Below are 26,727 nucleotides of genomic sequence, written 5' to 3'. Positions count from 1 at the left end.
TGTCTGGACATAATGCCATCCGAACGGGTTTGGCAAGGGTGTTGATGGGGCCGGGGGTAAACCGCCCGGCTTTCGCGGCTCTGCCGCGCCGGGCAGCGCCCGACCGCCCCCCGGGCGGGCGCTTCTGCTACGTCATTTATTTCCACACCCCTCACGCCGAAGCCCACCGATAAACCGAGCCAAGTGACCGTCTCGACGCCCACCCGCGGTCGGGCACCGCCCTCGGGCTGCCTGTCTCTGTCTAAGTTCCATTGTCTCAAGAAAGAGATAACCCTCCGCCCAGCCTACGCGGCCCCGCCGCGCCGGGCAGGACGTTTGAGACCTTGACCACCCCCGCCCGGCAATCGCGGCTCTGCCGCGCCGGGCAGCGCCCGACCGCCCCCCGGGCGGGCGCTTTAGCAACACTGCTCTTGTCCACAGCCCACACGCCGAAGCCCACCGATAAATCGCGCCACACGACCCGCAGTGACGCCCACCCGCGGTCGGGCACCGCCCTCGGACTGCCTGTCTCTGTCTAAGCTTTATCTTCTCAGAAAAGAGTTAGCCCTCCGCCCGGCATACGGGGCCCCGCCGCGCCGGGCAGCGCCCGACCGCCCCCCAAGGGCTCATCCTGTCGGGCGCTTTAGCAAGGTCACTCTTGTCCACACCCCTCACGCCGAAGCCCCACCATAAACCGCGCCCCACGACCCTCAGTGATGCCCCCCCGCGGCCGGGCGCGCCCCTCTCACCCCTACTGTCGTTATACCACCGCGATACCGACACCCTGCCGACCCGGCACATCCGCTAGCGTGTCAGGTCCGGCGCAGATGCCTGCGCCGCCTCCGCCTCGGGGCCCTCCCGCGCCACGTCGATGATCCAGTCGCGCACCGCGATGGCATGATCCGACAGCGGCGCATGCGACGACCAGAGCAGGTAAATCCCCTGTCCCGTGCGCCATGACCATTCCCGCCGCGCCGCTAGCATCCCCCGGTCGAGCAGGTTGCGCACGATATGCTCCCAGCCAAAGGCAAACCCTTCGCCCGATACCGCCGCCTGCAGCACCAGCGCGTAATCATTGAGCCGCAGCCCGGCGCTCACATCCCGGTCGCGGATGCCATGATGGGCGAACCAATCCGACCAATTGGGCCGCTGGCGGATCGGCTCTTCGAGATGGATGAGCCGCTCGCTCATCAAGGTGGGGATCGACCGCAGGTTCTTGGCAGCGGCCATGACCCGCGGGCTCGCCACCGGATAGATGATCTCATCGGCGATCTTCGCGGTCTCGTAACCGGGGTAGTTGCCATCGCCCAGACGTATGCCAAGGCTGAGGTTCTCCGAGGCCAGCTCCGGCTCTCTGTCGCTATTTTGCATCCGCAGGTCGATCTCAGGGTGGCGGGCGCGCAAAAGATGCAATCTCGGCATCATCCAGTAATAGGAAAAGGCCGAGGAGGTGGAGATCGTGACATGGCTCTGCTGCCCCATCTGACGCACCGCGCTGATGGAATTTTCCATGTCATGCAGGGCCTTTGTCACATCGGAATAGAGCCGCGCCCCCGCCGCCGTGAGATCGACCTGACGATGCCCCCGCAAAAAGAGCTGCACCCCGAGCCCGGCCTCGAGCCCCTTGATCGCGGCGCTGACCGAGGGTTGCTGCATATGCAATTCCTCCCCCGCCCGGGTGAAGGACCGCAGCCGTGCCGCCGCCTCAAAGATGATGAGCGCGCGCGGCGATTGCAGGAGATGAGACAGTCTTGCCATAGCTACAGTCTATCCAAACCATATGGATTTTCAAGGATCACAGCAGGGGGGGCGACGGCTAGAAAGCGGCCAGGTTCTGACACCGCCAGGTTTTGACAAAGGAGGCCCCCATGGCCAGACGCGCCCGCACCGCCCGCCGCAGCGACACGACGGCCCCCGTCGCCCCCGCTTCGCCCTATATCCGGCGCAGCCTGCCGGTGTTTGACGTGCTCTCCGAGGATCAACTCACCCGGCTCGAGGGTCAGGTGGATTGGCTCTTGGAAAATGTCGGCATCGCCTTTCGCGACGATCCCGCAGCGCTCGATGTCTGGCGCCGGGCCGGGGTGGTGCCGGGCGGCGAGCATGGCGATCTGATCAAGGCCGATGCGCAATGGATCCGCAGCCTCTGTGCCAAGGCCCCGCGCGAATTTACCCAGCACGCCCGCAACCCCGAACGCTCGGTCGTCATCGGCGGCAATAATCAGGTCTTTGCGCCGATCTATGGCGCGCCCTTCGTGCGCGATCTCGAAGGCGGCCGGCGCTATGGCAATATGGCGGATTTCGAAAAGCTGGTGAAGCTCACCTATATGCATCCCAACCTCCATCACGGCTCTTTCGTGATCTGCGAGCCCACCGATGTGCCGGTGTCGAAACGCCATCTCGACATGCTCTTTGCCCATATGACGCTCTCGGACAAACCGCATCTCGGCGCGATCACCGAGAAAAGCCGCGCCCAGGACAGCGTCGACATGGCTGAGATCGTCTTTGGCGCCGAGCGGCTCGACCGCGAGACCTGCATCATGGCCAATGTGAACACCAACTCGCCGCTCCTGGTTGACAAGGTGGTGACCGAGGCGATCCAGGTCTATTGCGGCCGTGGTCAGGCCATCGTCGTCACCCCCTTCATCCTCACCGGCGCGATGGGCCCGGTGAGCACCACCGCCAGCGTGGCCCAAGCCGTGGCCGAGGCGATGATCTGCTGCGCCTATGCTCAGCTCGTCCGCCCCGGCGCGCCTTTCGTGATGGGCAATTTCCTGTCGTCGATGTCGCTCAAATCCGGCGCGCCCACCTTCGGGATGCCGGAACCGGTGCTGTCGAATTACATCATCGGTCAGCTCGCCCGCCGTCTCGGCCTGCCCCTACGCTGTGGCGGCTCGCTCACCGCGTCCAAGATCGAGGACGCGCAATCCGCCTATGAGAGCGCCGATTCCATGCACTCCACCGTGCTCGCGGGCTCGAACTTCACACTCCATGCCGCCGGCTGGCTCGAGGGCGGGCTCGCCACCGGGTTCGAGAAACTGGTGATGGATGCCGACCGGCTCGGCGCCTATCAGAAACTCGTGGGCCTCGGCCATGTCGATGACGAGGACGCGCTCGCCCGTGACGCCTATGCCGAGGTCGCGCCGGGCGGCCATTTCCTCGGCTCGGCCCATACGATGCGCAACTATCAGACCGCCTTCTATGAGCCCCGCCTCAGCGACAGCGAAAATGTCGAGAGCTGGGAGGAGGGCGGCTCGCTCGACATGCGGGCCCGCGCCCATGCCCGCTGGACCGAGATGCTCAACCAATATGAAGCCCCGCCCATCGATCCGGCCCTGCGCGACGCGCTGGCCGATCATGTGGCCCGCCGCAAATCCGACCTCCCCGACGCCTGGTACTGACCGGCCGGACCCTTTCGAAAGGATAAAACATGCCCGAAATTCTCAAGGAAGACACGCCCCCGACGGGCAAGCAACTGCCGTCGCACGCCAAGGTCGTCATCATCGGCGGCGGCGTCGTCGGCTGCTCGATCCTCTTTCACCTCGCCAAGTTTGGCTGGAAAGACGTGGTGCTCTTGGAACGTGACGAGCTCACCAGCGGGTCGAGCTGGCACGCCGCCGGTCAGATCCACACCATCAGCTCCGATCCGAACATCAGCCGCCTGCAGGGCTATACGATCGATCTCTACAAGGAGATCGAGGAAACCTCCGGCCAATCGGTCGGCCTCCACATGACCGGCGGCTTCTACCTCGCCTCCAACAAGACCTGGTATGATTACCTCAAGCGGGAACGCTCCAAGGCGCGCTACATGGGCCTGCACCAAGAGTTCATCTCGCCCAAGGAAGTGGCCGAGCGGCACCCGCTCATCGACCCGAAACATTACCTCGCGGCGCTCTGGGACGATCAGGACGGCGATCTCGACCCCTCGGGCGCGACCTATGCCTTCGCCAAATCGGCCCGCGTCCATGGTGCGCAATATTTCACCCATACGCCGGTGACCGCCACCACCCAGAAATCCGACGGCTCCTGGGACGTGACCACGCCCAAGGGCAATATCAACGCCGAAATCATCGTCAACTGCGGCGGGCTCTGGGCGCGCGAAGTGGGCCATATGCAGGGGATCAACATCCCCGTGCAGCCGATGGAACATCACTACCTGCTGACCGAGGACATCCCCGAAATCGCCGCCGCCAAGGACCGTCTGCCCTGCGGCATCGATTACGAGGCCAACATCTATTTCCGTCAGGAACGCAAGGGGCTGTTGCTCGGCACCTATGAACAGCGCGGCACGCCGTGGAAAGTGGGCGGCACGCCCTGGGACTTCGGCCATGAGCTGCTGCAGCCCAATCTCGACCAGATCGCCGACCGGCTCGAGTTTGCCTTCGAACGGATCCCGGCGCTGGCGGAAACCGGCATCCGGCAGGCGATCAACGGCCCCTTCACCTTTGGTCCCGATGGCAACCCGATGATCGGGCCGGTGCCGGGGATGACCAACTATTGGTGCGCCGTGGGCGTCATGGCGGGCTTCTGTCAGGGCGGCGGCGTCGGCCTCACCATGGCCGAATGGATGATGGATGGCGAACCCTCCATCGACGTCTGGGCGATGGACGTGGCGCGCTTCGGCAATTGGGCGAGCCCCGATTGGGGCACGGTCAAATCGACCGAAAACTACGAACGCCGCTTCGTGATGACCTTCCCGAACGAGACCCTGCCCAAGGGCCGCAAGCAACAGACCACCGCGCTCTATGACCGTCTCGTCGCCAAGGGCGCGCGGATGGGGCAGGCCTTTGGTCTCGAACATGTGCTGTGGTTCGCCGACGGCCCCGAGGACGCCTGGGAAGACCCCACGTTCGAACGCAACCGCAGCCACGATTATGTCGCGGGCGAGGTGGGCGCGGTGCGCCACGCGGTCGGCGGCATCGAGCTCGCGAACTTTGCCAAGCACGAGATCCGCGGCCCCGGCGCGCGCGACTGGCTTGATCGGACCATGGCGGGCTATATCCCGAAACCGGGCCGCATCACGCTCACCCCGATGCTCACCGACAAGGGGCGGCTCTATGGCGATCTCACCGTCGCCTGCCTCGCCGAGGATCACTTCATGCTGTTTGGCTCGGGCACGATGCAGGACGCGCATTCGCGCTTCTTCGCCCGCACCCTGCCCGAGGGCGTGCGCCATGAAAACCAGACCGGCGACTGGCACGGGATCGGCATCGCCGGGCCCAACGCCCGCGAGCTTCTGGCGCGGATCACCCGTGACGATGTCTCTGCCGAGGCGTTCAAATTCCGCGACTGCCGTCAGACCTATGTTGGCGGCGTGCCGGTGATCCTCAACCGGATCAGCTTCTCGGGCGAGCTGGGCTATGAAATCTACTGCCGCCCGCAATATCTCATTCGTCTTTCCGAGGCGATCGAAGAGGCGGGCGCCGATCTCGGCTATCGCTGGTATGGCAACCGGGCGCTGATGTCGATGCGGCTGGAAAAGGGCTGGGGGGCTTGGGGCCTCGAATTCCGTCCCGATTTCAACGCGGTAGAGAGCGGTATGGATGTGTTCATCAACTGGAAGAAGGACTTCGTCGGCAAGGCTGCGACCGAGGCCGCCAAGGCGGCGGGCGTCGCGCGCAAGCTGGTGACGCTGACCATCGACACCGAGATCGACGTGACGCTCGATGAGGCGGTGCTCAAGGACGGTGCGGCGGTGGGCTATATCACCTCCGGCGGCTATGCCCATCATGTCGGCCGCTCGATGGCGATGGCCTATGTCGCGGCTGAACATGCCGCGCCGGGCACCGCGCTCGAGGTCGAGATCCTCGGCGAGATGCACCGCGCCGAGGTGCAGGGCGCACCGCTCTACGATCCCGACGGGGCCAAGATGCGCGGCTAGTCCCGCGCCCATCCCTCAGGGCAGGCCCTCACCGGGGCCTGCCGCCACCCTCACCTCCGAGTTGATTGGACGCGCCCGGAGGCCTGCGTATAGATGCAGGGTCAAAAGGAGACCGCCATGCAGAATCAGATGAAGGCCCTCGTGAAATCCCGCCCCGAGCCGGGCCTCTGGATGGAACATGTCCCGGTGCCGGAACCGGGCGATGACGAAGTGCTCATCAAGGTGCGCAAATCCGCCATCTGCGGCACCGATGTGCATATCTGGAAATGGGATGAATGGTCGGCCAAGACCGTGCCGGTGCCGATGGTCGTCGGCCATGAGTTCTGTGGCGAGATCGTCGACACGGGCCGCGCCGCGATCAAATACAAGATCGGCCAGCGCGTCGCGGGCGAGGGCCATGTGGTCTGTGGCACCTGCCGCAACTGTCGCGCGGGGCGGGGGCATCTGTGCCGCAACACGCTCGGCGTGGGGGTCAACCGGCCCGGCTCTTTCGCGGAATATCTCTGCATCCCCGAAAGCAATGTGGTGCCGATCCCCGATGACATCCCCGACGAGATCGCGGCGATCTTCGATCCGTTCGGCAATGCGGTCCACACCGCGCTGAGCTTTGATCTGGTGGGTGAGGATGTGCTTGTCACCGGGGCCGGTCCGATCGGCATCATGGGGGCGCTCGTCGCGCAAAAGGCCGGCGCGCGCAAAGTGGTGATCACCGACATATCGCCCTATCGCATCGCGCTCGCGCAAAAGCTCGGGGTGCAGCATGTGGTCAACGCGGCGGAGGAAAACCTCAAGGATGTGATGGCGCGGCTCGGCATGACCGAAGGTTTTGACGTCGGGCTCGAGATGTCCGGCGCGGCCCCCGCCATGCGCGACATGATCGACAAGATGAACAATGGCGGCAAGATCGCACTTCTGGGCATCGCGCCGACCGAGTTCGCAGTCGACTGGAACAAGATCATCTTCAAGATGCTCAACGTCAAAGGCATCTATGGCCGCGAGATGTACGAGACCTGGTACAAGATGATCGCGCTGGTGCAATCGGGCCTCGACCTGACGCCGCTGATCACCCATCGCATCGGCATCGACGCCTTTGAGGATGGCTTTGCCGCGATGCTCTCGGGCGAGGCGGGCAAGGTGGTGATGGACTGGGGCTAAGGCCCCGGTTTCGCCACTGTCGCTTTACCGACGCAATACCGACGTGTTGCCGATACGGGATTTTTCGTGGTGCGACAGGGGCTTGCGGGCAGTGGGCCTCAGGTGCCATGCTGCCCGGAGTGCCCCTATCACCCGGAATGCATCATGCCCGCCCGCAAGGATCTGAGCCTCAAGTCACTGGAAATGTTCGAGATTTCCGCGCGCCACCCGTCGCTGCAATCGGCGGCGGACGCGGCGGGCCTCTCGGTCAGCACCATGTCGCACCATCTCCATGTGCTCGAAAACCATCTCGGCGTGCCCCTCTTCGACCACTCCCGCCGCCCCATGGTCCTCACCGCCACCGGCCAGAGTTTTCTGCGAAATATCGAGCCCGCGCTCATCGCCCTGCGCGCCGCCACCGCCGAGGCCGCCTCGGGCGAACCGGCCACCGCGCGGCATCTGCGGCTCGGCAGTATCGAGGATTTCGACAGCGACATCATCCCCGGCCTGGCGGTGCATCTGTCGCGCCGGATGCCGCAATGCGATTTCACCTATCACAGCGACGCCAGCCGCGCGATTGTCGAGATGCTGCGCAAGCGCGAGCTCGACATCGGCCTTGTCGCCACGCCGCAGGACCGCCCCGAAGGGCTGAGCTGTCATCCGGTGCTGCGCGACCCGTTCGTGATGGTGATGCCAGCGCAGAGCACGCTCGCGCCCGAGGATCTGGTGCGCGGTGAAACCGACCTGCCGTTTTTGCGCTTCACCACCGGGCAGATCATCGCGCAGCAGATCGAGGCCCAGCTCAAGCGGATGAAATACACCCTGCCGAACCGCTTTGAATGCGGGAACAATCAAACCCTTATGGCGATGGTCTCGGTCGGCGCGGGCTGGACGATCACCACGCCGCTGCTCTTTGCGCGGGCCCGTCAATTCCACTCGCATCTCAAGATGCAGCCCTTCCCGGGTCGCGCCTTTGCCCGCGAGCTGTCGCTGATCTCGACGCCTGATTGCGCCAATTCGGTGCGCGGCATCATCGAGGCCAAGCTGCGTCAGATGCTCGCCGATCACGCCATCCTGCCGGTGCTGGAAAAGGCGCCGTGGCTCGCCGACAGTTTCCGCCTCTTGGGCGGGATGTCCGATCCGGCAGAGGTCGACGAGAGCGAAGAGACCGAGAGCTAAGGCATCAGGATGTTGAACCGGGCGCGGATCGCCGCCTGCTGCTCGGCGCTAAGGTACTCGGGATGGTGGCTGTCGAGGATCTCCCGCGCCCGCGTCTTGGCCCGGGTCCAGGCATCCGCCGCCCCGGCCTCGGCCCAGCTGCGCGGCTCGACCCGGTCGGCCAGACGCGGATAGAAATAATCCCGCTCCATCGCCGCATGGGTCTGTGCCTCGCCAAGGAAATGCCCCTCGCCAAGCACCGCGCCACAGATCGCGTCAAAGCCGAGCGTCTCATCGCTCACCTCAATGCCGCGCAGCGTGCGATAGCTCATCGAATGCATCTCGTCATCGAGGACGAAGCCTTCGAAACTCACCCCCAAGAGCGCCGCCGTCATGCCAGAGCTTTCATAGATGAGATTGCCCCCCGCCAGCGCCGCCGCCAGCGATGTCATGCCCTTTTCCACACCATATTGCGCGTCGATCGCCTTGGCATCGGTCATCGAGGCCGCCACCCCCGACGGCAGGCCGAGCCAGTTCGACAGCTGCGCCGAAGCCGCGTTGAGCAGCGCCGTCTCGCCGCCGCCGCCCGAAAACGCCCCGGTGCGCAGGTCGATGACCAGCGGCCAGTTGGAAAACACCATGGGAAAGCCCGGCTGAATCGCATGCACCATCACCAGGCTCGCCAGCGTCTCGGCCAGCGACTGCGCCAGAAACCCGGCCATGGTGGCGGGCGCGGTGGCCCCGGCCTGCGCCGCGGTGATGCAGGACATCGGGATATTGTGGCGGATGCATTCATAGACCACATCGACCGCATCCTCGCCAAAGCGCAGGGGCGAGATCACCGGGCTGATATGCGCCTTCACAAAGGGGCGCTCGGAAAACTGCCCCGGCCCGCCCGCCGCGATGTCGAGCATGTCGACAATCGGCGCCACATGCTCGGCAAGGGTAAAGGACGTGGCCACCGGCTTGGTCGTATGGCTGATCAGCGCATGGACCGTGTTCACATCGAGATCGAAATTATCCGGCACATCGGTCGCCACACAGCAGCGGGTGAACCAGGCGACATTGGCCAGAACATCCTGCAACCGGGTGAAATCATGCAGATCGACCAGGGTCGAGGGCCGATAGCGCCCGCTGTCCATGTCGAGCGTCTGCACCGCCGCGCCGCCGGTGCCGAAAAAGACCCGGTCGCCGCCCACGGTGATGCTGCGCGCCGGATCACGGCCATGCAGGGTGAATTGCTTGGCCGCCCCTTGGATGGCCTCCTGCACCAGCGTCCGGGGCAGGCAGATGCGCGCGCCCTCGCCACGCGTCGCCCCCGCCGCTAGCAGATCACGGCTCAGCCTCTCGGGCACCTCGCCCATGCCGAGCCGCGCCAGCAGATCGAGCGCCGTGTCGAAAATCCGGGCCAGCTCGGCCTCGCTCAGCGGCCGATAGGCGCCGCCGCGCTGGCCGGGCGGGCAGGGGTCGAACACCGGCTTGGCCGCCCGTTTCGCCAATCGTTCTTCCCGCCCGCCGCGTTTGGGTCTCGTATCCGTCATCTGCCGCCGCTCCTGACAAAAGGACCCGCGTGTCTTGGCGCTCAGGTCCGCTGAACTCTCAGCAAAGCGTAGCGTGGCACACCTCTCCCGAGGCGCGGCGATTTGATAACTCTCACGTTGTCGATAACTTATTCCCAGATGTTCGAAAACACCACATGCCCCCTATGCCGTCGCCCGGTTTTGCCCCCCTATGAGGCCGACCAGCGCGAAGACAGGTGCAATCATGAAAACCAGAACCAAGGTCGTCGTTATCGGCGGCGGCATCGCAGGGTGTTCCACCCTCTATCACCTCACCCAGGAAGGCTGGACCGATGTGGTCCTCGTCGAGCGGGACGAGCTCACCTCCGGCACCACATGGCACTCTGCCGCGCAGGTGACCAACTTTGGCATGACCCAGACCATGGTCGGGCTCAAAACCCATTCGATCAACCTTTACAAACGGCTCTCGGAAGACCCGGAATACCCGATCAACTATCACCACGCCGATGGTGGCATCCGTCTCGCCAATACCGAGGCGCAGATGGAGGGCTATCGCCATTTCGCCTCCATGGCGCGCGGCATGGATGTGCATTTCGAAGTGATCGACGCCGAGGAATGCGCCCGCCGCCACCCGCTGATTTCCACCGACAACCTGCTCGGCGGTCTCTGGGACCCGCTCGATGGCGACATCGACCCGGCCCAGCTCTGTCAGGCGCTGGCCTATCACGCCCGCAAGGCCGGGGCCGAGGTCTATCGCAACACGCCGGTGACCGCGCTCACCCAGCACAAGGACGATACCTGGACCGTCGAGACGACCAAGGGCAATATCGACTGCGATATCGTGGTCAACGCCTGCGGCTACCGGGTCAACGAGGTCGGCGCGATGATGGGCGTTCACCACCCGGTGAGCTCGATGGAGCATCAGTATTTCCTCACCGAGGACATCCCCGCCATCGTCGAATCCGACCGCCGCATGCCGCTCCTGCGCTGCCCGATCTCGGATTACTACAGCCGTCAGGAAAAGAACGGCCTGCTCGTGGGCTTCTATGAGCAGGGCTGTAAAACCTGGGGGCTGGACGGGATCGACCCGAATTTCGTCAACGCGCTCTGCCCGGATGATCTCGACCGGGTGATGGATGTTCTTGGTGGGGCGTTCGAACGGATGCCCGCGCTGGCCGAGACCGGCATTCGCAGTATCGTCAACGGTCCGATCACCTACACCATCGACGGCGCGCCGCTCGTCGGCCCGATCCCCGGCAAGCGCAACGCGTTTTGCATCATCGGGCTGCGCGCAGGCCTCGGCGAAGGCGGCGGTCACGGCTGGCTTCTGGCGCAGCAGATCGTCCATGGCGAGGCGCAATATGACACTTGGGTCATCGACCCGCGTCGCTTTGGGCCGCACACCAATGTGGAACTGACCGCGCTCAAGGCCATCGAGGACTATCAGAACGAATTCCGCTTCCACTTCCCGCACGAACATCGCCCCGCAGGCCGTAACGCCCGCACCACGCCGCTGACCCCGATCCTCGCCGCCGAAGGCGCCGAGTTCACCGTGGTCAACGGCTGGGAACGGGTCGATTACATCAAGCCCTCGCCAGAGTTCCACCCGACGCTCGGCTTTGGCTTTGACGAGGCCTTCGACATCATCCGCGACGAGGTCAAGACGGTGGAAACCGGCGTCGGCCTCGCCGAGGTCAACGGGTTCAACCGGATCGAGATCACCGGCGCGGACCGTCACGCCTTCCTCGACCGGATGTGCTGTGGCGCGGTGCCGAAACGCGACGGGCGGCTCGGGCTGGCCTATCTGCTCAACCATCACGGCATGATCAAGGCCGAGGCGACGCTCGCCAATCTGCCCGCCTCTGACCGCGGCCCCGAACGGGTCTGGTACGGCTCTGCGGCGGCGAGCGAGCTGCATGACATGGATTGGCTCTCGGCCCATGTTGGCCCCGACGAGGATGTGCAGCTGCGCAGCCTGACCAATGATCAGACGATCCTGCTGCTCGCCGGGCCGAAATCGCGCGATGTGCTCACGGCCTGCGCCCGGGGCGACTGGTCGGCCGAGGCCTTGCCTTGGCTGTCGCTGCGCGAGGCCTTCGTCGGCATCGCCCCGGTCACGGTGATGAATGTGAGCTTTTCGGGCGAGCTCGCCTATGAAATCCACGTGCCCAACGCCTCGCTCTATGCCGCCTATCAGGCGCTGCGCGCGGCGGGCGAGGCCCATGGTCTGCGGCTCTTTGGGGCGCGCGCGGTCGAGTCGATGCGGATGGAAAAGGGCTTCCTGCATTGGAAGGCCGATCTGCTGACCGAATTCGACCCGTTCGAGACCGGGCTCGACCGCTTCGTGCGCATGGAGAAGGGCGATTTCATCGGCAAAGCGGCGCTCGAAAAACGCGTGGCCGAGGGCCCAAGGGTCAAGCTGGCGAGCCTGCGGGTCGATCACGACCGCGCCCCCGCCCATGGCGGCGCCTCCGTCATGCTGGAGGGCAAGGTGGTCGGCACGGTAAGCTCGGGCGACTGGGGGCATCGGCTCGGCATGAACATCGCCATGGCCTTCCTAAAGCCCGATCTGGCCGCCGAGGGCACCACGCTCGAGATCGACATCTGCGGCACGCTGGTGCCCGCCGAAGTCATCGCGCCGTCGCCCTATGACCCGTCATTCTCGCGCCTGCGCAGCTAAGAGAATCACCACTTAGAGCCCGAGAAAATCATGAGGGCGCAGAGGGATAGCCTCTGCGCCCTTGTTTTATTGGGCTTCGCTGTGACCGGTTACAAAGTCACTTGCCGGTGTTGGTGCTGTTTGACAACCTAAGGTAGATTTGTTAACTTCTATATATGTTTTTTGGTTCTGTTGAATTGATTTGCCCACAAATGAACCATAAGGTTCAGTTGAGGCTTCCACCCACGCAGGCAAGAACAATGGCACCGATCAAGAAAATCATCGAAATCACGACCTCTCCGCAAGGCTCGGCGCGCGTCCAGACCTCTGACGACTATGACACCGAGCAATTCGACAGCCTCACCGCGGCTCTCGCCTATGCCTTCGGCCTGCGCTCTTCGATGAACGATCACCGCGTCACCGCCGCCATCCATATCGACGGCCGCGAATACACGCTCCCCGGCTCGCTGATCTAGGCTCCGGGGCACCCGCCCGATCTGACGCTACCGTCCCAACTATTCCGTCACACCGAGTAGGCCTGCACAGGTCTGCGCAAGGCCGCATCTATGCTGCAGTGCAGGCAGGGGCGCTCTTATGGGCCGTGACGGCCTCATTTCGACTATAAAGCTCAGAAAATCAAAGGGGCCGGCAGAAAATCCGCCGACCCCTTTTGGAGATAGTGGTGAGCCGTGCAGGATTCGAACCTGCGACCCACTGATTAAAAGTCAGTTGCTCTACCAACTGAGCTAACGGCCCACTGTGGGGCGGTATCTAGAAAGACCGGGCGGTAGGGTCAACCCGAAAAATGAACTTATTTTCGTGCCGCGCTGGATTCATGTTTCCGGCGGGTTTATATGCCCGCCCATGAGCCACGCCACAGACACCGGTTTGCCCTTTATGAAGATGCATGGGCTGGGAAACGATTTCGTCGTTTTCGATGGCCGTGCGCGCGATATCGCGATCACCCCGGCGCTGGCGCGTTTGGTGGCCGACCGGCATCGCGGCATCGGCTGTGATCAGCTCGCGCTCATCACCGCCGAGGGGCCGGGCGACGCGCATCTCACCTTCTGGAACGCTGATGGCTCGATGGCGGCGGCCTGTGGCAATGCCACCCGCTGTATCGCGCGCCATCTGATGGATGATCTGGGCCGCGACGCGCTGCACCTGACGACGGCGCGTGGCGATCTTGCAGCGCGCGACATGGGGCAGGGGGTCACGTCGGTCAACATGGGCGCGCCGCAGCTCGACTGGGCCGAGATCCCGCTCGCCGAGGCGATGGACACGCTCGAGCTGCCGATCGAAGGCGGCCCCACCGCCACCGGCATGGGCAACCCGCATTGCACCTTCTTCGTCGAGGATGCCGAACGGGTGGCGCTCGCCGAATTTGGCCCGCGCTATGAACATCACCCGCTTTTCCCCGAACGCACCAATGTGCAGGTCGCCTCGCTCATCGGGCCTGATCATCTGCGGATGCGGGTCTGGGAACGCGGCGTCGGCCCGACGCTGGCCTCGGGCTCGTCCTCCTGCGCCACCGCCGTCGCCGCCGCGCGGCGCGGTCTCACGGGGCGGTGCGTGACCATCACCCTCGATGGCGGCACGCTCGAGATCGACTGGCGCGAGGATGGCGTTTGGATGACCGGGCGCACCGCCCATGTCTGCGACGGGGTGCTGACGCCTGATTTCCTGGGCGCGCTCTGATGGCAGAGGCGCCGATCTTTGCCACGCTGGGCTGTCGGCTCAACGCCTATGAGACCGAAGCGATGAAAGAGCTCTCGGCCGAGGCCGGGCTCTCGGGCGCGGTGGTGGTCAACACCTGCGCCGTGACCGCAGAGGCGGTGCGCAAGGCCCGGCAGGAAATCCGCCGTCTGCGCCGCGAACACCCCGACGCCCGGCTCATCGTCACCGGCTGCGCCGCCCAGACCGAGCCCGAGACCTTCACCGCCATGGAAGAGGTCGACGCGGTCATCGGCAACACCGAGAAGATGCAGCCCGAGACCTGGAAAGGCCTCGCCGCCGATTTCATCGGCGAGACGGAGATGCTGCAGGTCGATGACATCATGTCGGTGACTGAAACCGCTGGCCATCTGATCGACGGCTTTGGCACCCGAAGCCGCGCCTATGTGCAGGTGCAAAACGGCTGTGATCACCGCTGCACCTTCTGTATCATCCCCTATGGCCGGGGCAATTCGCGCTCGGTCCCCGCCGGGGTCGTGGTCGATCAGATCAAGCGGCTGGTGGATCGTGGCTATAACGAGGTGGTGCTCACCGGGGTCGATCTGACCTCCTGGGGTGCCGATCTTCCGGCCACGCCACGGCTCGGCGATCTGGTGATGCGGATCCTGAAGCTCGTCCCCGACCTGCCACGCCTGCGCATCTCGTCGATCGATTCCATCGAGGTGGACGAGAACCTGATGCAGGCCATCGCCACCGAACCCCGCTTGATGCCGCATCTGCACCTGTCGCTGCAGCATGGCGACGACATGATTCTCAAGCGGATGAAGCGCCGCCACCTGCGCGACGACGCCATCCGTTTCGCCGAAGAGGCCCGCCGCCTGCGCCCCGAAATGACCTTTGGTGCCGATATCATCGCGGGCTTCCCGACCGAGACCGAGGCGCATTTCGAAAACTCGTTGCGGCTCGTCGAGGATTGCGGCCTCACCTGGCTGCATGTCTTTCCCTATTCGCGCCGCGAAGGCACGCCCGCCGCGCGCATCCCCAACCAGGTCAACGGCCGGGTGATCCGCGACCGCGCCGCCCGGCTGCGGCAGGCGGGCGAGGCGCGCGTTGCCACGCATCTGGCCGAACAGGTCGGGCGGGCGCATCGGGTGCTCATGGAAAACCCGCGCATGGGCCGGACCGAGCAATTCACCGAGGTCGAGTTCGCCACGGATCAGCCCGAGGGCCAGATCGTCGATGTCCGCATCTCGGGCCAGACCGGGCAGCGCCTTGTCGCCTGACCGCCTGCCGGTGCTGTGGAGCTTTCGCCGCTGCCCCTATGCGATGCGGGCGCGGCTCGCCATCGCGGTCTCGGGCGTCGCGGTCGAGATGCGCGACATCCTCCTGCGCGACAAACCCGCCGCCTTTCTCGCGGCCTCGCCCTCGGCCACGGTGCCCTGTCTCGATCTCGGGCCCGAGGGCGTGATCGACGAAAGCCTCGACATCATGCTCTGGGCGCTGCGCCAATCGGACCCCGAACACTGGCTCGACATGGGCGCGGCGGGGAATGATCTCATCGCGACCTGCGAGAGCGAGTTCAAACCGGCGCTCGACCGCTACAAATACGAGACCCGCTTTCCCGACAGCGATCCGATGGCGGCCCGCGATACCGCCGCCCGCTTCGCGCTCTCGCTCGAAGACCAGCTCACCGGCCGCCGCTGGCTCATGGGCCCAGCCCCAAGCCTCGCCGACATGGCGATCCTGCCCTTCCTCCGCCAATTCGCCCATGTCGACCCCGACTGGTTCGCCGCGCAGCCTTGGCCCGAAGTCTCCGACTGGCTCACCCGCTTCAAAGCCTCCGACCGGTTCACCAGTATCATGACCCGCCGCCCGATCTGGGAAGGGTAGGGCGGGCGTCCACCTGTCGCTGCCTAAGGGTCCCCTGCTCAGAACGCCCCGTATGAGCGTTGTGGGGGGCCTAGAAACCCATAGCTCCTTTCCTCCCCGTTTGAGGCGAGGTTACCCCGTGACGCCGAGCCTAGTGTCAGTTAAGGGGGATGCCATATTCAATTTTTTGTGATTTCAGCTACGGTACTGATTTTCAATGTTTGCTTTCGGATGACATGCCGAATTGGAGAGGTCCAATGCCCAACCCTAAACTGAGCGTCTGTATTCCAGCCTATGAGATGGAGGGCCATGGTGTCGATTATCTCGAATTTTCGCTACAAAAGCTTGAGGAGCAGGATTTTCGAGACTTCGAGGTGGTTATCTCGGACCAATCGACTGATACCCGTATCGAAGAGCTCTGCCGTAACTGGTCCGAGAGGTTGAACATGTGTCATGTCTGGAACCGTGACGCTCCGCGGCAAGCCTCGGCCAATATCAACCATGCGCTGAATTGCGCGAATGGCGAGATCCTGAAGGTCCTCTTCCAGGATGACTATCTCTGCGATCCAACCTGTCTGACTCAAGTGCATGATGGCTTTGCGGAGACGGGTTGCGATTGGTTGCTATGCGGGTCAGGCGTTGTCAGAGATGGGAAGACGATAGAACGCGCAATAATCCCGTTGCTCACGGACAAGCTTCATTTCGGGAAAAACACGGTATCCAGTCCGTCGGTAATGGCTATTCATAGCCGCTGTGCCGAACGTTTTGATGAGAAGCTCATCTGGCTCATGGATGTGGAGTTTTACAAGCGACTTTGGGATGCTCAAGGTGCGCCGAGGATCCTATCCGATACCTTGGTTGCAAACCGTCTTCACGGTCACCAAGTGAGCAATCGCGTCGACCGCAAACTGCAGGCCATAGAGCTGGACTACGTTTGGAAACAACATGCCGCCACAAGCACGCTGTCGGGCAAGCTTGAGTACTTAAAACGACGTTTGAAAACCATTCTTTCTAAATGACCGATTGCGACCATTGCGCCCCGATCTTCAAACCGTTGCTGCCACCCCAAATTCCGCACTGTCGCGATACTGTCGTTTTGCCGACGTGTCACCGACCCGCCATTTCAGCGATGGACAAGGTCGGGGCAGGGGCCTAGCGTTTGCGCCACACGCTACGGGAGACCTGCCATGAAACTCATTTCCGCCGATGCTTCGCCCTTTGCCCGCAAGTGCCGGATTCTCATCCATGAGGCCGGTCTGGGCGACCGGGTCGAGGTGGTTTCACTCACCACCACCCCGATCAATACCGATCCGCAAGTGGCCTCGGCCAACCCGGCGGGCAAGCTCCCGGCGCTTTTGCGCGACAGCGGTCCGGCGCTTTATGACAGTCGCGTAATCACCCGATATCTCGACGAAATTTCCGGTGCAGGCCTCTATCCGCAGGCGCGGATTTGGGAGGTTCTGACGCTCGAAGCGACGGCGGATGCGATGATGGATGCCGCCGTGCTGATGGTTTACGAGCATCGCGTGCGTCCCGCCGACAAGGTCGATGAGGGCTGGATCGAGGCGCAATGGGCCAAGATCACCCGCTCGCTCAACGCGCTCGACGCGCGCTGGATGAGCCATCTCTCCGGCCCGCTCGACATGGCTCAGATCGCGGTGGCCACCGCGCTCACCTATCTCGATTTCCGCCATGCCGACCGCAGCTGGCGCGACACCCGCCCCGACCTCGCGGCCTGGCATTCGAAATTCTGCGAACGTGACAGCATGGTCGCCACCGCGCCCAAGTAATCTTGGCCTAAGACACGAAAAAGCCCCGGAAATTCCGGGGCTTTTCTGTTTTCATCAGGCTGAAATCAGAAGCTGTAGCTGACGCCGACGTTGATCGCATGGGTGACCAGCTCGGTGCCGAACTTGCCATCGGTCTGGCCGACCACGGCCGGGTCCGCCTTGATGGTGATGTCATTGTCCGACCAAGTCGCCTGATACTCGCCGAAGAGGGCCCATTTGTCGTTGAGGCTATATTTCATCCCGGCGATGCCGCGCAGCGCGATGCCGGTGGTTTCATAATCATAGGTCCGACCCGTCGCACCGATCACCTGCGCGTCGACATGCGGAATGGCCACACCCACGCCACCGCCGACATAGGGGGTAAAACGCTCGTTGGTGAAGGTGGAGGGGAAGCGTTTCATCACGTTGAGGGTGATGATGTTATGCCCGTCCGAGAGCTCGAACCGGCTCAGCCCGAGGGCGGCGAGATCGCCGCTCGAGGCATAGGCCTTGGCATGGGTGCCCTCGATGCCGAAGCCGAGGTTATTGGCATTCCACCAGGTCAGACGCCCGCCGTAATAAAACGGGTTTTCCAAGGGGTTACCTTCCCAATCGACCTTGCGGCTGACAGCGGCTCCACCGGGGAGCGTGCCCGACAGCGTGCTTTCCTGAACGCTCTGAACCCCGAGGTAGAAGCTCAGTTCGATCTCGGCGGCGGCGGGGGTGGCCATCGCGACGAGCGCGACGCCGGCGGCTTTGAAGGAGGTTTTCATCTGCACATACCCTTGCGGTTGTCCGTGGCTTTGGCCCTTGCTTACATGCAGCGGCGCTGGCTCACAAGCGCGACAGATGATCGCCCCCTTCAATTCCCCGGCATTGCCTACTGGACGGGCCTTGAAAGCGCCGCTAAACACGGGTCCGAAAGGTTGCGGGATTCCGCGACCCGTCGAACTATGAGGCCCGCGCGGGTCGGAAGAATGGAGCAAACCTCGTGTCCCACGCAGAAGATCACGAAGGAACCCGGAGGGATTTCCTCTATTACGCAACCGCAGGCGCGGGCACTGTTGCCGCGGGGGCTGCTGTCTGGCCGCTGGTCAATCAGATGAACCCCTCGGCCGATGTGCAGGCGCTCAGCTCGATCCGGGTTGACGTCTCTGGCATCGAGCCGGGCACGCAGCTGACAGTGAAATGGCTGGGCAAGCCGGTGTTCATTCGCCGCCGCACCCCGGAAGAAATCGAAGAGGCCAAGGCGGTCGAGCTTTCGCAGCTTCCCGACCAGGACGCTCGCAACGCCAATATCGGTCCCGCACCCGCGTCGGACAACAACCGGGCGCTGGCCGTTCCGGGCGAAGAAGGCAGCGAAGAGTGGCTGGTGATGATGGGCGTTTGTACCCATCTGGGCTGCGTTCCGCTGGGCGATGCTGGCGATTTTGGCGGTTGGTTCTGCCCTTGCCACGGCTCGCACTATGATACGGCCGGCCGGATCCGCAAAGGACCCGCGCCCGAGAACCTGCCGGTTCCGACGGCTGAATTCGTCGATGCAACGACGATCAAATTGGGATAAGGGACGCGCAGAATGGCTGGTATTCCACACGATCACTACGAACCGAAGACCCGCGGCGAGAAATGGCTGCATTCGCGTCTTCCCATCGTCGGTCTTCTCTATGACACGCTGATGATCCCGACGCCCAAGAACCTCAACTGGATGTGGATCTGGGGCATCGTCCTGACGTTCTGTCTGGCGCTGCAAATCGTTACCGGCATCGTGCTGGTGATGCATTACACGCCGCATGTCGATCTGGCCTTTGCCTCGATCGAGCACATCATGCGCAACGTGAACGGCGGTCACTTCATCCGTTATCTGCACATGAACGGCGCGTCGCTGTTCTTCTTTGCGGTCTATCTCCATATTTTCCGGGGTCTTTACTACGGGTCGTACAAGGCCCCGCGTGAAATCACCTGGATCGTCGGCATGCTGATCTACCTGCTGATGATGGGCACGGCCTTTATGGGCTATGTTCTTCCCTGGGGTCAGATGTCCTTCTGGGGCGCGACCGTGATCACCGGTCTGTTTGGCGCCATCCCCTTCATTGGTGAGCCGATCCAGACCTGGCTTCTCGGTGGGCCCGCGGTGGACAATGCCACGCTGAACCGTTTCTTCAGTCTGCATTACCTGCTGCCCTTCGTGATCGCCGCGCTGGTGGCGGTCCATATCTGGGCCTTCCACACCACCGGCAACAACAACCCCACCGGGGTCGAAGTGCGCCGCGCCTCGAAAGCCGAGGCCGAGAAGGACACCGTGCCCTTCTGGCCCTATTTCGTGATCAAGGACCTCTTTGCTCTGGCGGTCATTCTGGTTGTCTTCTTTGCCATCGTCGGCTTCATGCCGAACTACCTTGGCCACCCGGACAACTATATCGAGGCGAACGCCCTCGTGACGCCCGCGCATATTGTTCCGGAATGGTACTTCCTGCCGTTCTACGCGATCCTGCGTGCCTTCACCGGCGATGTCTGGGTCGTGATGTTCGCAAGCTGGATCACCGGCGGGATCATCGATGCCAAGTTCTTTGGCGTGCTCGCGATGTTCGGTGCGATTGCCGTCATGGCGCTGGCACCGTGGCTCGACACGTCGAGCGTGCGGTCGGGCAAATACCGTCCGATGTTCAAATGGTGGTTTGCGCTGCTGGCGATCGACTTTGTGGTGCTGATGTGGGCCGGGGCCATGCCCGCCGAGCCGCCCTATTCGACCATCTCGCTGATCGGGGCCACCTATTGGTTCGCTTACTTCCTGGTGATCCTGCCGCTGCTTGGGGTGATTGAAAAGCCCAAGGCACAGCCGGAAACCATCGAGGCGGATTTCAATGCGCATTACCCCAAAGCTGCCGACACCCCGGCAGAATAAGAAAGGATCAGGAACAATGTTCAAGACTCTCTGCATTGCTGCCCTGTCGGCCCTGACCCTTTCGGCGGGTGCGGCATCTGCCGCAGGCGCCGGTGGCGAAATTCACGACGTGGATTTCTCCTTCGAGGGGCCGTTCGGCAAATTCGACCAGAACCAGCTTCAGCGTGGTCTCAAGGTCTACACCGAGGTTTGCTCGGCCTGTCACGGTCTCCGCTACGTGCCGCTGCGCACGCTGGCAGACGAGGGCGGTCCGCATTTCTCGGCAGATCAGGTGCGCGCCTACGCCCAGAACTTTGAAGTTTTCGATCCCGAGCTGGATGATTTCCGCACGGCCAAATCGTCGGATCACTTCCCGGGCTCGAGCCTCGACAACGCGCCTGACCTGAGCCTGATGGCCAAGGCACGCGCCGGGTTTCACGGCCCCGCGGGCACCGGTATCAACCAGCTCTTCAAGGGCATGGGTGGTCCGGAGTACATCACCGCGATCCTGACCGGCTATACCGGCAAGACCAAGGAAGAAGCGGGCGTCACGCTCTATGAAAACAGCGCCTTCCCGGGGGGCTGGATCGCCATGGCACCGCCGCTCGAAGACGGGATGGTGGATTTCGACGACGAGCATGACAACTCGCTGCATCACATGTCCGAAGATACCGCGGCCTTCCTGATGTGGACCGCCGAGCCCAAGATGATGGCCCGCAAACAGGCCGGTATGGCCGGGGTTATCCTGCTGGTTCTGCTGTCGGCGCTGCTCTATCTCACGAACAAGCGGATCTGGGCCCCGATCAAAGGCAAGTCCAAAGCCTGATCGCGGTTCCTCGCCAAATGACAAACCCCCGCCCGAGCAATCCGGCGGGGGTTTTTCGTTGCGGACGAGGGCAGGGCGCGGCGCAAAGTGCCCTTTCGCTTGGCCCGCTTATCCGGTACATGGCGCGGGACTGCATTTCACCTGTGGATGACGCGACATGAAATTCACCCTGTCCTGGCTCAAGGAACATCTGGAAACCACCGCTTCGGTCGAGGAGATCGCGGAGGCGCTCACCGATCTGGGGCTCGAGGTCGAAGAGATCGTCAACCCGGCGGACCGGCTGTCGGAGTTTACCATCGGCAAGGTGAAAGAGGCGGAAAAGCATCCCGATGCGGACCGACTCAACATCTGTCAGGTCGAGACCGACGAGGGCATGACCCAGATCATCTGTGGCGCGCCCAATGCGCGGGCCGGCATCACCGTGGTGGTGGCCAAGCCCGGCGTCTATGTCCCCGGCATCGACACCACCATCGGCGTCGGCAAGATCCGCGGCGTCGAGAGCTTTGGCATGATGTGTTCCGAGCGCGAAATGGAGCTCTCGGAAGAGCATGACGGGATCATCGAACTGCCGTCAGGCGAGGTGGGCGAACGGTTCATCGATTGGCTTGCGGCGCATGATCCGGCCAAGGTCGACCCGGTGATCGACATTGCCATCACCCCGAACCGCCCCGATGCCTGCGGTGTGCGCGGCGTGGCGCTCGACCTAGCGGCACGCGGTCTGGGCAAGATGAAGCCCGCGCCGGAGGCCAGCATCGAGGGCGCATTCGAGAGCCCGATCAAGGTCATCATTGATGAGGACGCGCGCACCAAGGGCTGCGAAGTCTTTGCCGGGCGGCTGATCCGCGGTGTCAAGAACGGGCCGAGCCCGGAGTGGCTTCAGGCGCGGCTCAAGGCGATCGGGCTGCGGCCGATTTCGGCGCTGGTCGACATCACCAATTTCTTCACCTTCGACCGCAACCGCCCGCTGCATGTGTTCGACGCTGACAAGGTGTCGGGCGATCTGCGCGTGCATCGTGCGCAGGGTGGTGAAACGCTCGTCGGTCTCGATGAGAAGGAATACACGTTCAGCGCCGGTCAGGTCGTCATCTCCGACGACAAGGGCGTCGAGAGCATTGGCGGCATCATGGGCGGGCTGGCCACCGGCTGCACCGAGGAGACGACCAATGTCTTCCTCGAGGCCGCCGTCTGGGACCATGTCCAGATCGCCGAGACGGGCCGCGCGCTCAAGATCAATTCCGATGCGCGCTATCGCAACGAGCGCGGCATTGATCCGGCCTTCAACATGCCGGCGATCGAGCTTGCGACGCAGATGATCCTCGACCTTTGTGGCGGCGAGCCGTCCGAGCTGGTCGTGGCGGGCGAGGTGCCGGATGTGGCGCGCGCCTACAAGCTTGACCCCGAGCGGGTGCAATCGCTCGTCGGTATGGCCATTCCTGAGAGCGAACAGCGCCAGACCCTCACCGCGCTCGGCTTCCGCATGGAAGGCAGCATGGCCCATGTGCCGAGCTGGCGCCCCGATGTGCAGGGCGAGGCCGATCTGGTGGAAGAGGTGGCGCGTGTTGCCTCGCTGACCAAGCTCAAGGGCATTCCGCTGCCGCGCATCCAATCGGGCGTGCCGAAACAGATCCTGTCGCCCCTGCAAAAACGCGAGCAGATCGCGCGGCGCACGGCGGCGGCGCTCGGCTATAATGAATGCGTCACCTATAGTTTCATCGACCGCGCCAGTGCCGAGCTCTTCGGGGGCGGCGATGATGCCACGATGCTGGCCAACCCGATCAGCGCCGATATGAGCCATCTGCGCCCCGCGCTGTTGCCCGGGCTGTTGCAGGCGGCGGCGCGCAATCAGGCGCGCGGTCAGATGGATATGGCGCTCTTTGAGGTGGGTCATGCGTTCCACGGCGGCGAGCCCGGCGATCAGCATCTGATGGTCTCGGGCATCCTCGTCGGTCGCACAGGTCCCAAGGATGTGCATGGCGCGAGCCGGCCGGTCGATCTCTTTGACGCCAAGGCCGATGCCGAGGCGGTGCTCTCGGCCATCGGTGCGCCCGCCAAGGTGCAGATCCTGCGCGGCGGCGAGAGCTGGTGGCACCCGGGCCGTCATGGCCGGATTTGCCTCGGCCCGAAAAAGGCGCTTGGCGTCTTTGGCGAGCTGCATCCCAAAGTGCTTCAGGCGCTCGACGTCAAAGGCCCGGTGGTGGGCTTTACCCTCTGGCCCGCAGAGATCCCGCTGCCGCGCAACGCCTCGGCCACGCGCGGGGCGCTCACCGTCAGCGACCTGCAGGCGGTGGAACGCGATTTCGCCTTCGTGGTGGATGCCGAGGTCGAGGCGCTGACGCTGGTCAACGCGGCGGCCGGGGCGGACAAGGTGCTCATCGAAGATGTGCGCGTCTTTGACGAATTCATCGGCGGCAGCCTCGGCGAGGGCAAGAAGAGCCTTGCGATCACCGTGCGCCTGCAACCCACCGATGCGACGCTCAAGGAAGCGGATATCGAGGCGGTGAGCGCGAAGATCGTCGAAAAGGTCACCAAGGCCACCGGCGGCAGCCTGCGCGGCTAAGTCGGATCAACGAGGAGGCTCAGATGCTCAAGGTTTATCTCTCCGGTGAAATCCACACCGATTGGCGCGATCAGATCACCGATGGCGCGGCGGGGCTCGACATCGCCTTTTCCGCGCCGGTCACCGATCACGCGGCCAGCGACGATTGCGGTGTCGCGATCCTCGGGGCCGAGGAGAATAAATACTGGCATGACCACAAAGGCGCGATGGTCAACGCGATCCGCACCCGCAAGGGCATCGGTGACGCGGATGTGGTCGTCGTGCGCTTTGGCGACAAGTACAAGCAGTGGAACGCGGCCTTTGACGCGGGCTATGCCGCGGCGCTTGGCAAATCGCTCATCATCCTGCAGCCGCCCGAGCATGATCACGCGCTCAAAGAGGTGGATGCCGCCGCCCTCGCCGTGGCGCGCAGCCCCGAAGAGGTGGTGCAAATCCTGCGCTATGTGATGGACGGTTCGCTGCCCGGCTGAGCACGTTTGCCCGGCAGGCTTCCCAGCAGAACCCCCGTCATCACGAGCGCGCCCCCGATTAAGGTGGCGAGCATCGGCACTTCGTTCAGAATGAGCCAGGCCAGCAGGATGGCAAAGGGCGTCTCGCTGGTGCTGATCAGCCCGGCCTGTCCTGAGGGCATGCGCTTGGCGGCCTCGAACATCATCACCGAGGCCGCCGCAAAGACCAGCCCGAAACAGGCCATCAGGGCGATTTCGCCGAGCGGCGTCTGGCTCGGTTCAGAGAGCCACGCCGCCACCGGCAGCAAGAGCACGCAAGACAGGGCCATTGGCCCCATCGAGGGCGTCGCAGGCCAGGCCCGGTAGAGCACGAAGAGCAGCGCGAGCGACAGCGCCATCACCAGCGCGAGCAGATCGCCGATCAGGCTAAGCTCGCCCAGCGACCCGGCAAGGATGGCTAGGATCCCCACAATGCCAAGCGCCGCCCCCGCCAGCATCGTCATCCCCGGCGCTTCGCGCAAGAGAACCCAGGCGAGCAGCGCCGCGACGAGCGGCGTCGCCGAATAGATCAGCGCCACATTGGCCACTCCGGTCAGCTTGAATGCGCTGAGAAAGGCCGCCGTGCCACAGGCGCCAATCACCGCCGCCAAGAGGCCGCGCCGGCCCATGCGCGTCACCTCGGCCTGCCAGCGGCCCCGCCAGAGGATGATTGCTGCGGTCAAAATCGCACTGAAGAACGCCCGCCAGAAGATCACTTCCCAGCCCGAGGCCTCGACTGCTTTGGTGAAGATACCGGCTGTCGAAAAGAGCAGGGCAGATCCCAGCATCAAGAGGAGGCCAGCGAAATACGTGTCATGTTTCATGTAACTAAGAGATACCAATACCCTGCCAATCACTGTCAGTATCATGACCGAGATCGCAGGCTTTGACTGATGAAAAACCGCTAGACGTCGAAATAATGCCATCCCAAGGCGCAAAAACGCGCGTTTCGGCCCTGAATAGGGAGCTTCTGCGCTATTTTCCCCTGAATTGATGTCATTGTTTCACGCATAGATACTAGTATCTAAACAATGGCGGGACACGCCAAGGGACAAGGGAAATAGCATGGTTCAAGAATTCAAGGATTTCATTGCCAAGGGCAATGTCATGGACATGGCCGTTGGTATCATCATCGGCGCCGCCTTCACCGCGATTGTGAGCTCGCTTGTGGCGGATCTCATCAACCCGATCATCGGCCTCTTTCTCGGCGGGATCGATTTCAAAGAGCTCTTCATCGTTCTCGATGGCGGCGAATACGCCACCCTCGCCGATGCAGAAGAGGCAGGTGCCGCGGTCTTTGCCATCGGTCGCTTTATCATGGCGATCATCAACTTCCTGATCATCGCCTTTGTGGTGTTCATGCTGGTCAAGGCCGTGAACCGCGTCAAAGCGAAGGAAGAAGCCGCGCCCGAGCCCGAGGCAGATCCCGGCCCGAGCGAGCTTGATATCCTGATGGAAATCCGTGACTCGCTGAAGAAGTAAGCGCGGTCTCGAGATCGGGGAAAGGCCTGCGGCGTGCTGCGGGCCTTTTCTAATTTTTCAGGTTTCGTTTTTTAGGCCAAGATTGTCGCGGCGCAAGCATAGCCCGGCGGCTGCCTGACCGCGAATAACAGAGCGGCGGCCCGATCAGGCCGCCGCATCCATGTTCAACCGGCGGTCTTGTGGCTGACCTCAAACGCCGCCTGTTGGTCGGGGCTGGCCTCGGTCTGATACTTGGCCTTCCACTCGTCCATGCTCATCCCGTAGAAAATCTCGCGCGCCTCGGTCTTGTCCATGTCGATGCCGCGCTCATTGGCGGCCTCTTGATACCAGCGGCTCAGGCAATTGCGGCAGAAGCCTGCGAGGTTCATCATGTCGATGTTTTGCACATCGGTGCGCTCTTGCATCAGGTGCTGTTGCAGGCGGCGAAAGGCTGCGGCCTCAAGCTCGATCCGGGTCTGATCATCCATTTTGGGTCTCCTTTGCCTTACAACATGCGTTTGAGATAGGGCGGGTTCAAGTCGTCGAGCCGCACCGTCAGGCTTCCGACATCGGGCAGCGCGGTTTGCAACGCGTCGAGCGTCATCTGGGCCAGCTCGGCGCGGGTGTCTTCGTCGCGCCCGGGCAAGAGCAGCAGGGTCGCGGCGGCGAAGGTCTGCGGCGCGACGCCGATGCGCGAGGCGGTAGCCGCGATGGTGCGCACGCGGACGGTGTCCGGGGCGCTCACCGAGCGGTGTTCGGCGAAGGCCTGCCAGAGCGTGTCGCAAAGCGCCTGCAGGTCGTGGGACTGATCCAGCCCCTTGGAATGTTCGATGACGATATGGGGCATGGTGGTCTCCTCCTTTGGAATGGCGCG

General features: G+C 63.4%; 23 protein-coding genes and 1 tRNA gene. 17 read left to right on the top strand and 7 right to left on the bottom strand.

Annotation, left to right across the window (positions count from 1 at the left end; genetic code table 11):
- Positions 1 to 783: 783 nt before the first annotated feature.
- Positions 784 to 1,737 carry a LysR substrate-binding domain-containing protein gene (locus ISM_RS02705; protein WP_009812572.1) on the bottom strand — a complete coding sequence of 318 codons (954 nt, stop codon included), beginning with the start codon at positions 1,735 to 1,737 and terminating at the stop codon, positions 784 to 786.
- 110 nt (positions 1,738 to 1,847) lie between these two features.
- Between ISM_RS02705 and ISM_RS02700 the strand changes: the two genes are divergently transcribed.
- From ISM_RS02700 to ISM_RS02685, 4 genes are all read left to right on the top strand, one after another.
- Entirely contained in the window at positions 1,848 to 3,377 is a 1,530-nt protein-coding gene (locus tag ISM_RS02700; RefSeq protein WP_009812571.1) for a trimethylamine methyltransferase family protein, read from the top strand.
- A 29-nt stretch (positions 3,378 to 3,406) separates the two neighbouring features.
- A complete protein-coding gene (locus tag ISM_RS02695; RefSeq protein WP_009812570.1) occupies positions 3,407 to 5,857 on the top strand; it encodes a GcvT family protein in 2,451 nt (816 codons plus the stop codon).
- A gap of 129 nt (positions 5,858 to 5,986) precedes the next feature.
- The gene (tdh, locus tag ISM_RS02690) at positions 5,987 to 7,012 is read left to right on the top strand and encodes an L-threonine 3-dehydrogenase (RefSeq protein WP_009812569.1); all 1,026 of its coding nucleotides are present in this window, start codon (positions 5,987 to 5,989) and stop codon (positions 7,010 to 7,012) included.
- Positions 7,013 to 7,156: 144 nt separating this feature from the next.
- A complete protein-coding gene (locus tag ISM_RS02685; protein WP_009812568.1) occupies positions 7,157 to 8,170 on the top strand; it encodes a LysR family transcriptional regulator in 1,014 nt (337 codons plus the stop codon).
- Here ISM_RS02685 and ISM_RS02680 read toward each other — a convergent pair.
- Positions 8,167 to 9,690, bottom strand: coding sequence for a trimethylamine methyltransferase family protein (locus tag ISM_RS02680; protein WP_009812567.1), 1,524 nt, complete (start codon positions 9,688 to 9,690; stop codon positions 8,167 to 8,169). The two genes, ISM_RS02685 and ISM_RS02680, sit on opposite strands and share 4 nt — an antisense overlap.
- Before the next feature lie 223 nt (positions 9,691 to 9,913).
- On the opposite strand from ISM_RS02680, the gene ISM_RS02675 reads away from it, so the two are divergent.
- Together ISM_RS02675 and ISM_RS02670 are read left to right on the top strand one after the other, a co-directional pair.
- The gene (locus ISM_RS02675; RefSeq protein WP_009812566.1) at positions 9,914 to 12,349 is read left to right on the top strand and encodes a GcvT family protein; all 2,436 of its coding nucleotides are present in this window, start codon (positions 9,914 to 9,916) and stop codon (positions 12,347 to 12,349) included.
- Positions 12,350 to 12,588: 239 nt separating this feature from the next.
- The gene (locus tag ISM_RS02670; protein ID WP_009812565.1) at positions 12,589 to 12,804 is read left to right on the top strand and encodes a hypothetical protein; all 216 of its coding nucleotides are present in this window, start codon (positions 12,589 to 12,591) and stop codon (positions 12,802 to 12,804) included.
- Positions 12,805 to 13,008: 204 nt separating this feature from the next.
- Here the strand turns inward: ISM_RS02670 and ISM_RS02665 are convergent.
- A tRNA-Lys gene (locus ISM_RS02665) sits at positions 13,009 to 13,084 on the bottom strand.
- A 108-nt stretch (positions 13,085 to 13,192) separates the two neighbouring features.
- Here ISM_RS02665 and dapF point away from each other — a divergent pair.
- The 5 genes from dapF (at position 13,193) to ISM_RS02640 (ending at position 17,661) form a co-directional block, all read left to right on the top strand.
- On the top strand, positions 13,193 to 14,026 hold the full coding sequence (dapF, locus tag ISM_RS02660) for a diaminopimelate epimerase (protein ID WP_009812564.1): 834 nt from the start codon (positions 13,193 to 13,195) through the stop codon (positions 14,024 to 14,026).
- Positions 14,026 to 15,285, top strand: coding sequence for a tRNA (N(6)-L-threonylcarbamoyladenosine(37)-C(2))-methylthiotransferase MtaB (mtaB, locus tag ISM_RS02655; RefSeq protein ID WP_009812563.1), 1,260 nt, complete (start codon positions 14,026 to 14,028; stop codon positions 15,283 to 15,285). Before dapF ends, mtaB begins: the two co-directional genes overlap by 1 nt.
- Complete coding sequence (locus tag ISM_RS02650) at positions 15,275 to 15,892, top strand: glutathione S-transferase (protein ID WP_009812562.1); 618 nt, start codon at positions 15,275 to 15,277, stop codon at positions 15,890 to 15,892. Before mtaB ends, ISM_RS02650 begins: the two co-directional genes overlap by 11 nt.
- Positions 15,893 to 16,128: 236 nt before the next feature.
- On the top strand, positions 16,129 to 16,890 hold the full coding sequence (locus ISM_RS02645) for a glycosyltransferase family 2 protein (protein WP_009812561.1): 762 nt from the start codon (positions 16,129 to 16,131) through the stop codon (positions 16,888 to 16,890).
- 168 nt (positions 16,891 to 17,058) lie between these two features.
- The gene (locus ISM_RS02640) at positions 17,059 to 17,661 is read left to right on the top strand and encodes a glutathione S-transferase (RefSeq protein ID WP_009812560.1); all 603 of its coding nucleotides are present in this window, start codon (positions 17,059 to 17,061) and stop codon (positions 17,659 to 17,661) included.
- A gap of 65 nt (positions 17,662 to 17,726) precedes the next feature.
- Here the strand turns inward: ISM_RS02640 and ISM_RS02635 are convergent, their stop codons facing one another.
- Positions 17,727 to 18,413 carry an outer membrane protein gene (locus tag ISM_RS02635; RefSeq protein ID WP_009812559.1) on the bottom strand — a complete coding sequence of 229 codons (687 nt, stop codon included), beginning with the start codon at positions 18,411 to 18,413 and terminating at the stop codon, positions 17,727 to 17,729.
- Between the two features lie 218 nt (positions 18,414 to 18,631).
- On the opposite strand from ISM_RS02635, the gene petA reads away from it, so the two are divergent.
- The 5 genes from petA to ISM_RS02610 all read left to right on the top strand — a co-directional run bounded on the left by petA (position 18,632) and on the right by ISM_RS02610 (position 24,374).
- Positions 18,632 to 19,204 carry a ubiquinol-cytochrome c reductase iron-sulfur subunit gene (gene petA, locus ISM_RS02630; RefSeq protein WP_040617788.1) on the top strand — a complete coding sequence of 191 codons (573 nt, stop codon included), beginning with the start codon at positions 18,632 to 18,634 and terminating at the stop codon, positions 19,202 to 19,204.
- Positions 19,205 to 19,216: 12 nt separating this feature from the next.
- Complete coding sequence (gene petB / locus ISM_RS02625) at positions 19,217 to 20,542, top strand: cytochrome b (protein WP_009812557.1); 1,326 nt, start codon at positions 19,217 to 19,219, stop codon at positions 20,540 to 20,542.
- Positions 20,543 to 20,558: 16 nt separating this feature from the next.
- Positions 20,559 to 21,347 carry a cytochrome c1 gene (locus tag ISM_RS02620; RefSeq protein ID WP_009812556.1) on the top strand — a complete coding sequence of 263 codons (789 nt, stop codon included), beginning with the start codon at positions 20,559 to 20,561 and terminating at the stop codon, positions 21,345 to 21,347.
- Positions 21,348 to 21,504: 157 nt separating this feature from the next.
- On the top strand, positions 21,505 to 23,904 hold the full coding sequence (gene pheT / locus ISM_RS02615; protein ID WP_009812555.1) for a phenylalanine--tRNA ligase subunit beta: 2,400 nt from the start codon (positions 21,505 to 21,507) through the stop codon (positions 23,902 to 23,904).
- Between the two features lie 23 nt (positions 23,905 to 23,927).
- A complete protein-coding gene (locus ISM_RS02610; protein ID WP_009812554.1) occupies positions 23,928 to 24,374 on the top strand; it encodes a YtoQ family protein in 447 nt (148 codons plus the stop codon).
- Here ISM_RS02610 and ISM_RS02605 read toward each other — a convergent pair.
- Complete coding sequence (locus ISM_RS02605) at positions 24,344 to 25,216, bottom strand: DMT family transporter (protein WP_009812553.1); 873 nt, start codon at positions 25,214 to 25,216, stop codon at positions 24,344 to 24,346. The two genes, ISM_RS02610 and ISM_RS02605, sit on opposite strands and share 31 nt — an antisense overlap.
- A gap of 241 nt (positions 25,217 to 25,457) precedes the next feature.
- On the opposite strand from ISM_RS02605, the gene mscL reads away from it, so the two are divergent.
- Positions 25,458 to 25,874, top strand: coding sequence for a large conductance mechanosensitive channel protein MscL (mscL, locus tag ISM_RS02600; RefSeq protein ID WP_009812552.1), 417 nt, complete (start codon positions 25,458 to 25,460; stop codon positions 25,872 to 25,874).
- Positions 25,875 to 26,038: 164 nt separating this feature from the next.
- Here the strand turns inward: mscL and ISM_RS02595 are convergent, their stop codons facing one another.
- Both ISM_RS02595 and ISM_RS02590 read right to left on the bottom strand, forming a co-directional pair.
- The gene (locus tag ISM_RS02595; protein ID WP_009812551.1) at positions 26,039 to 26,341 is read right to left on the bottom strand and encodes a DUF1244 domain-containing protein; all 303 of its coding nucleotides are present in this window, start codon (positions 26,339 to 26,341) and stop codon (positions 26,039 to 26,041) included.
- 17 nt (positions 26,342 to 26,358) lie between these two features.
- Entirely contained in the window at positions 26,359 to 26,700 is a 342-nt protein-coding gene (locus ISM_RS02590) for a 5-carboxymethyl-2-hydroxymuconate Delta-isomerase (protein WP_009812550.1), read from the bottom strand.
- Between the last annotated feature and the right edge of the window lie 27 nt (positions 26,701 to 26,727).

This window comes from Roseovarius nubinhibens ISM (genome assembly GCF_000152625.1).
GTDB lineage: Bacteria > Pseudomonadota > Alphaproteobacteria > Rhodobacterales > Rhodobacteraceae > Roseovarius > Roseovarius nubinhibens.
The sequence above is the reverse complement of the archived record's forward strand: the minus strand, read 5'-3'. Positions and strand labels throughout refer to the sequence as shown.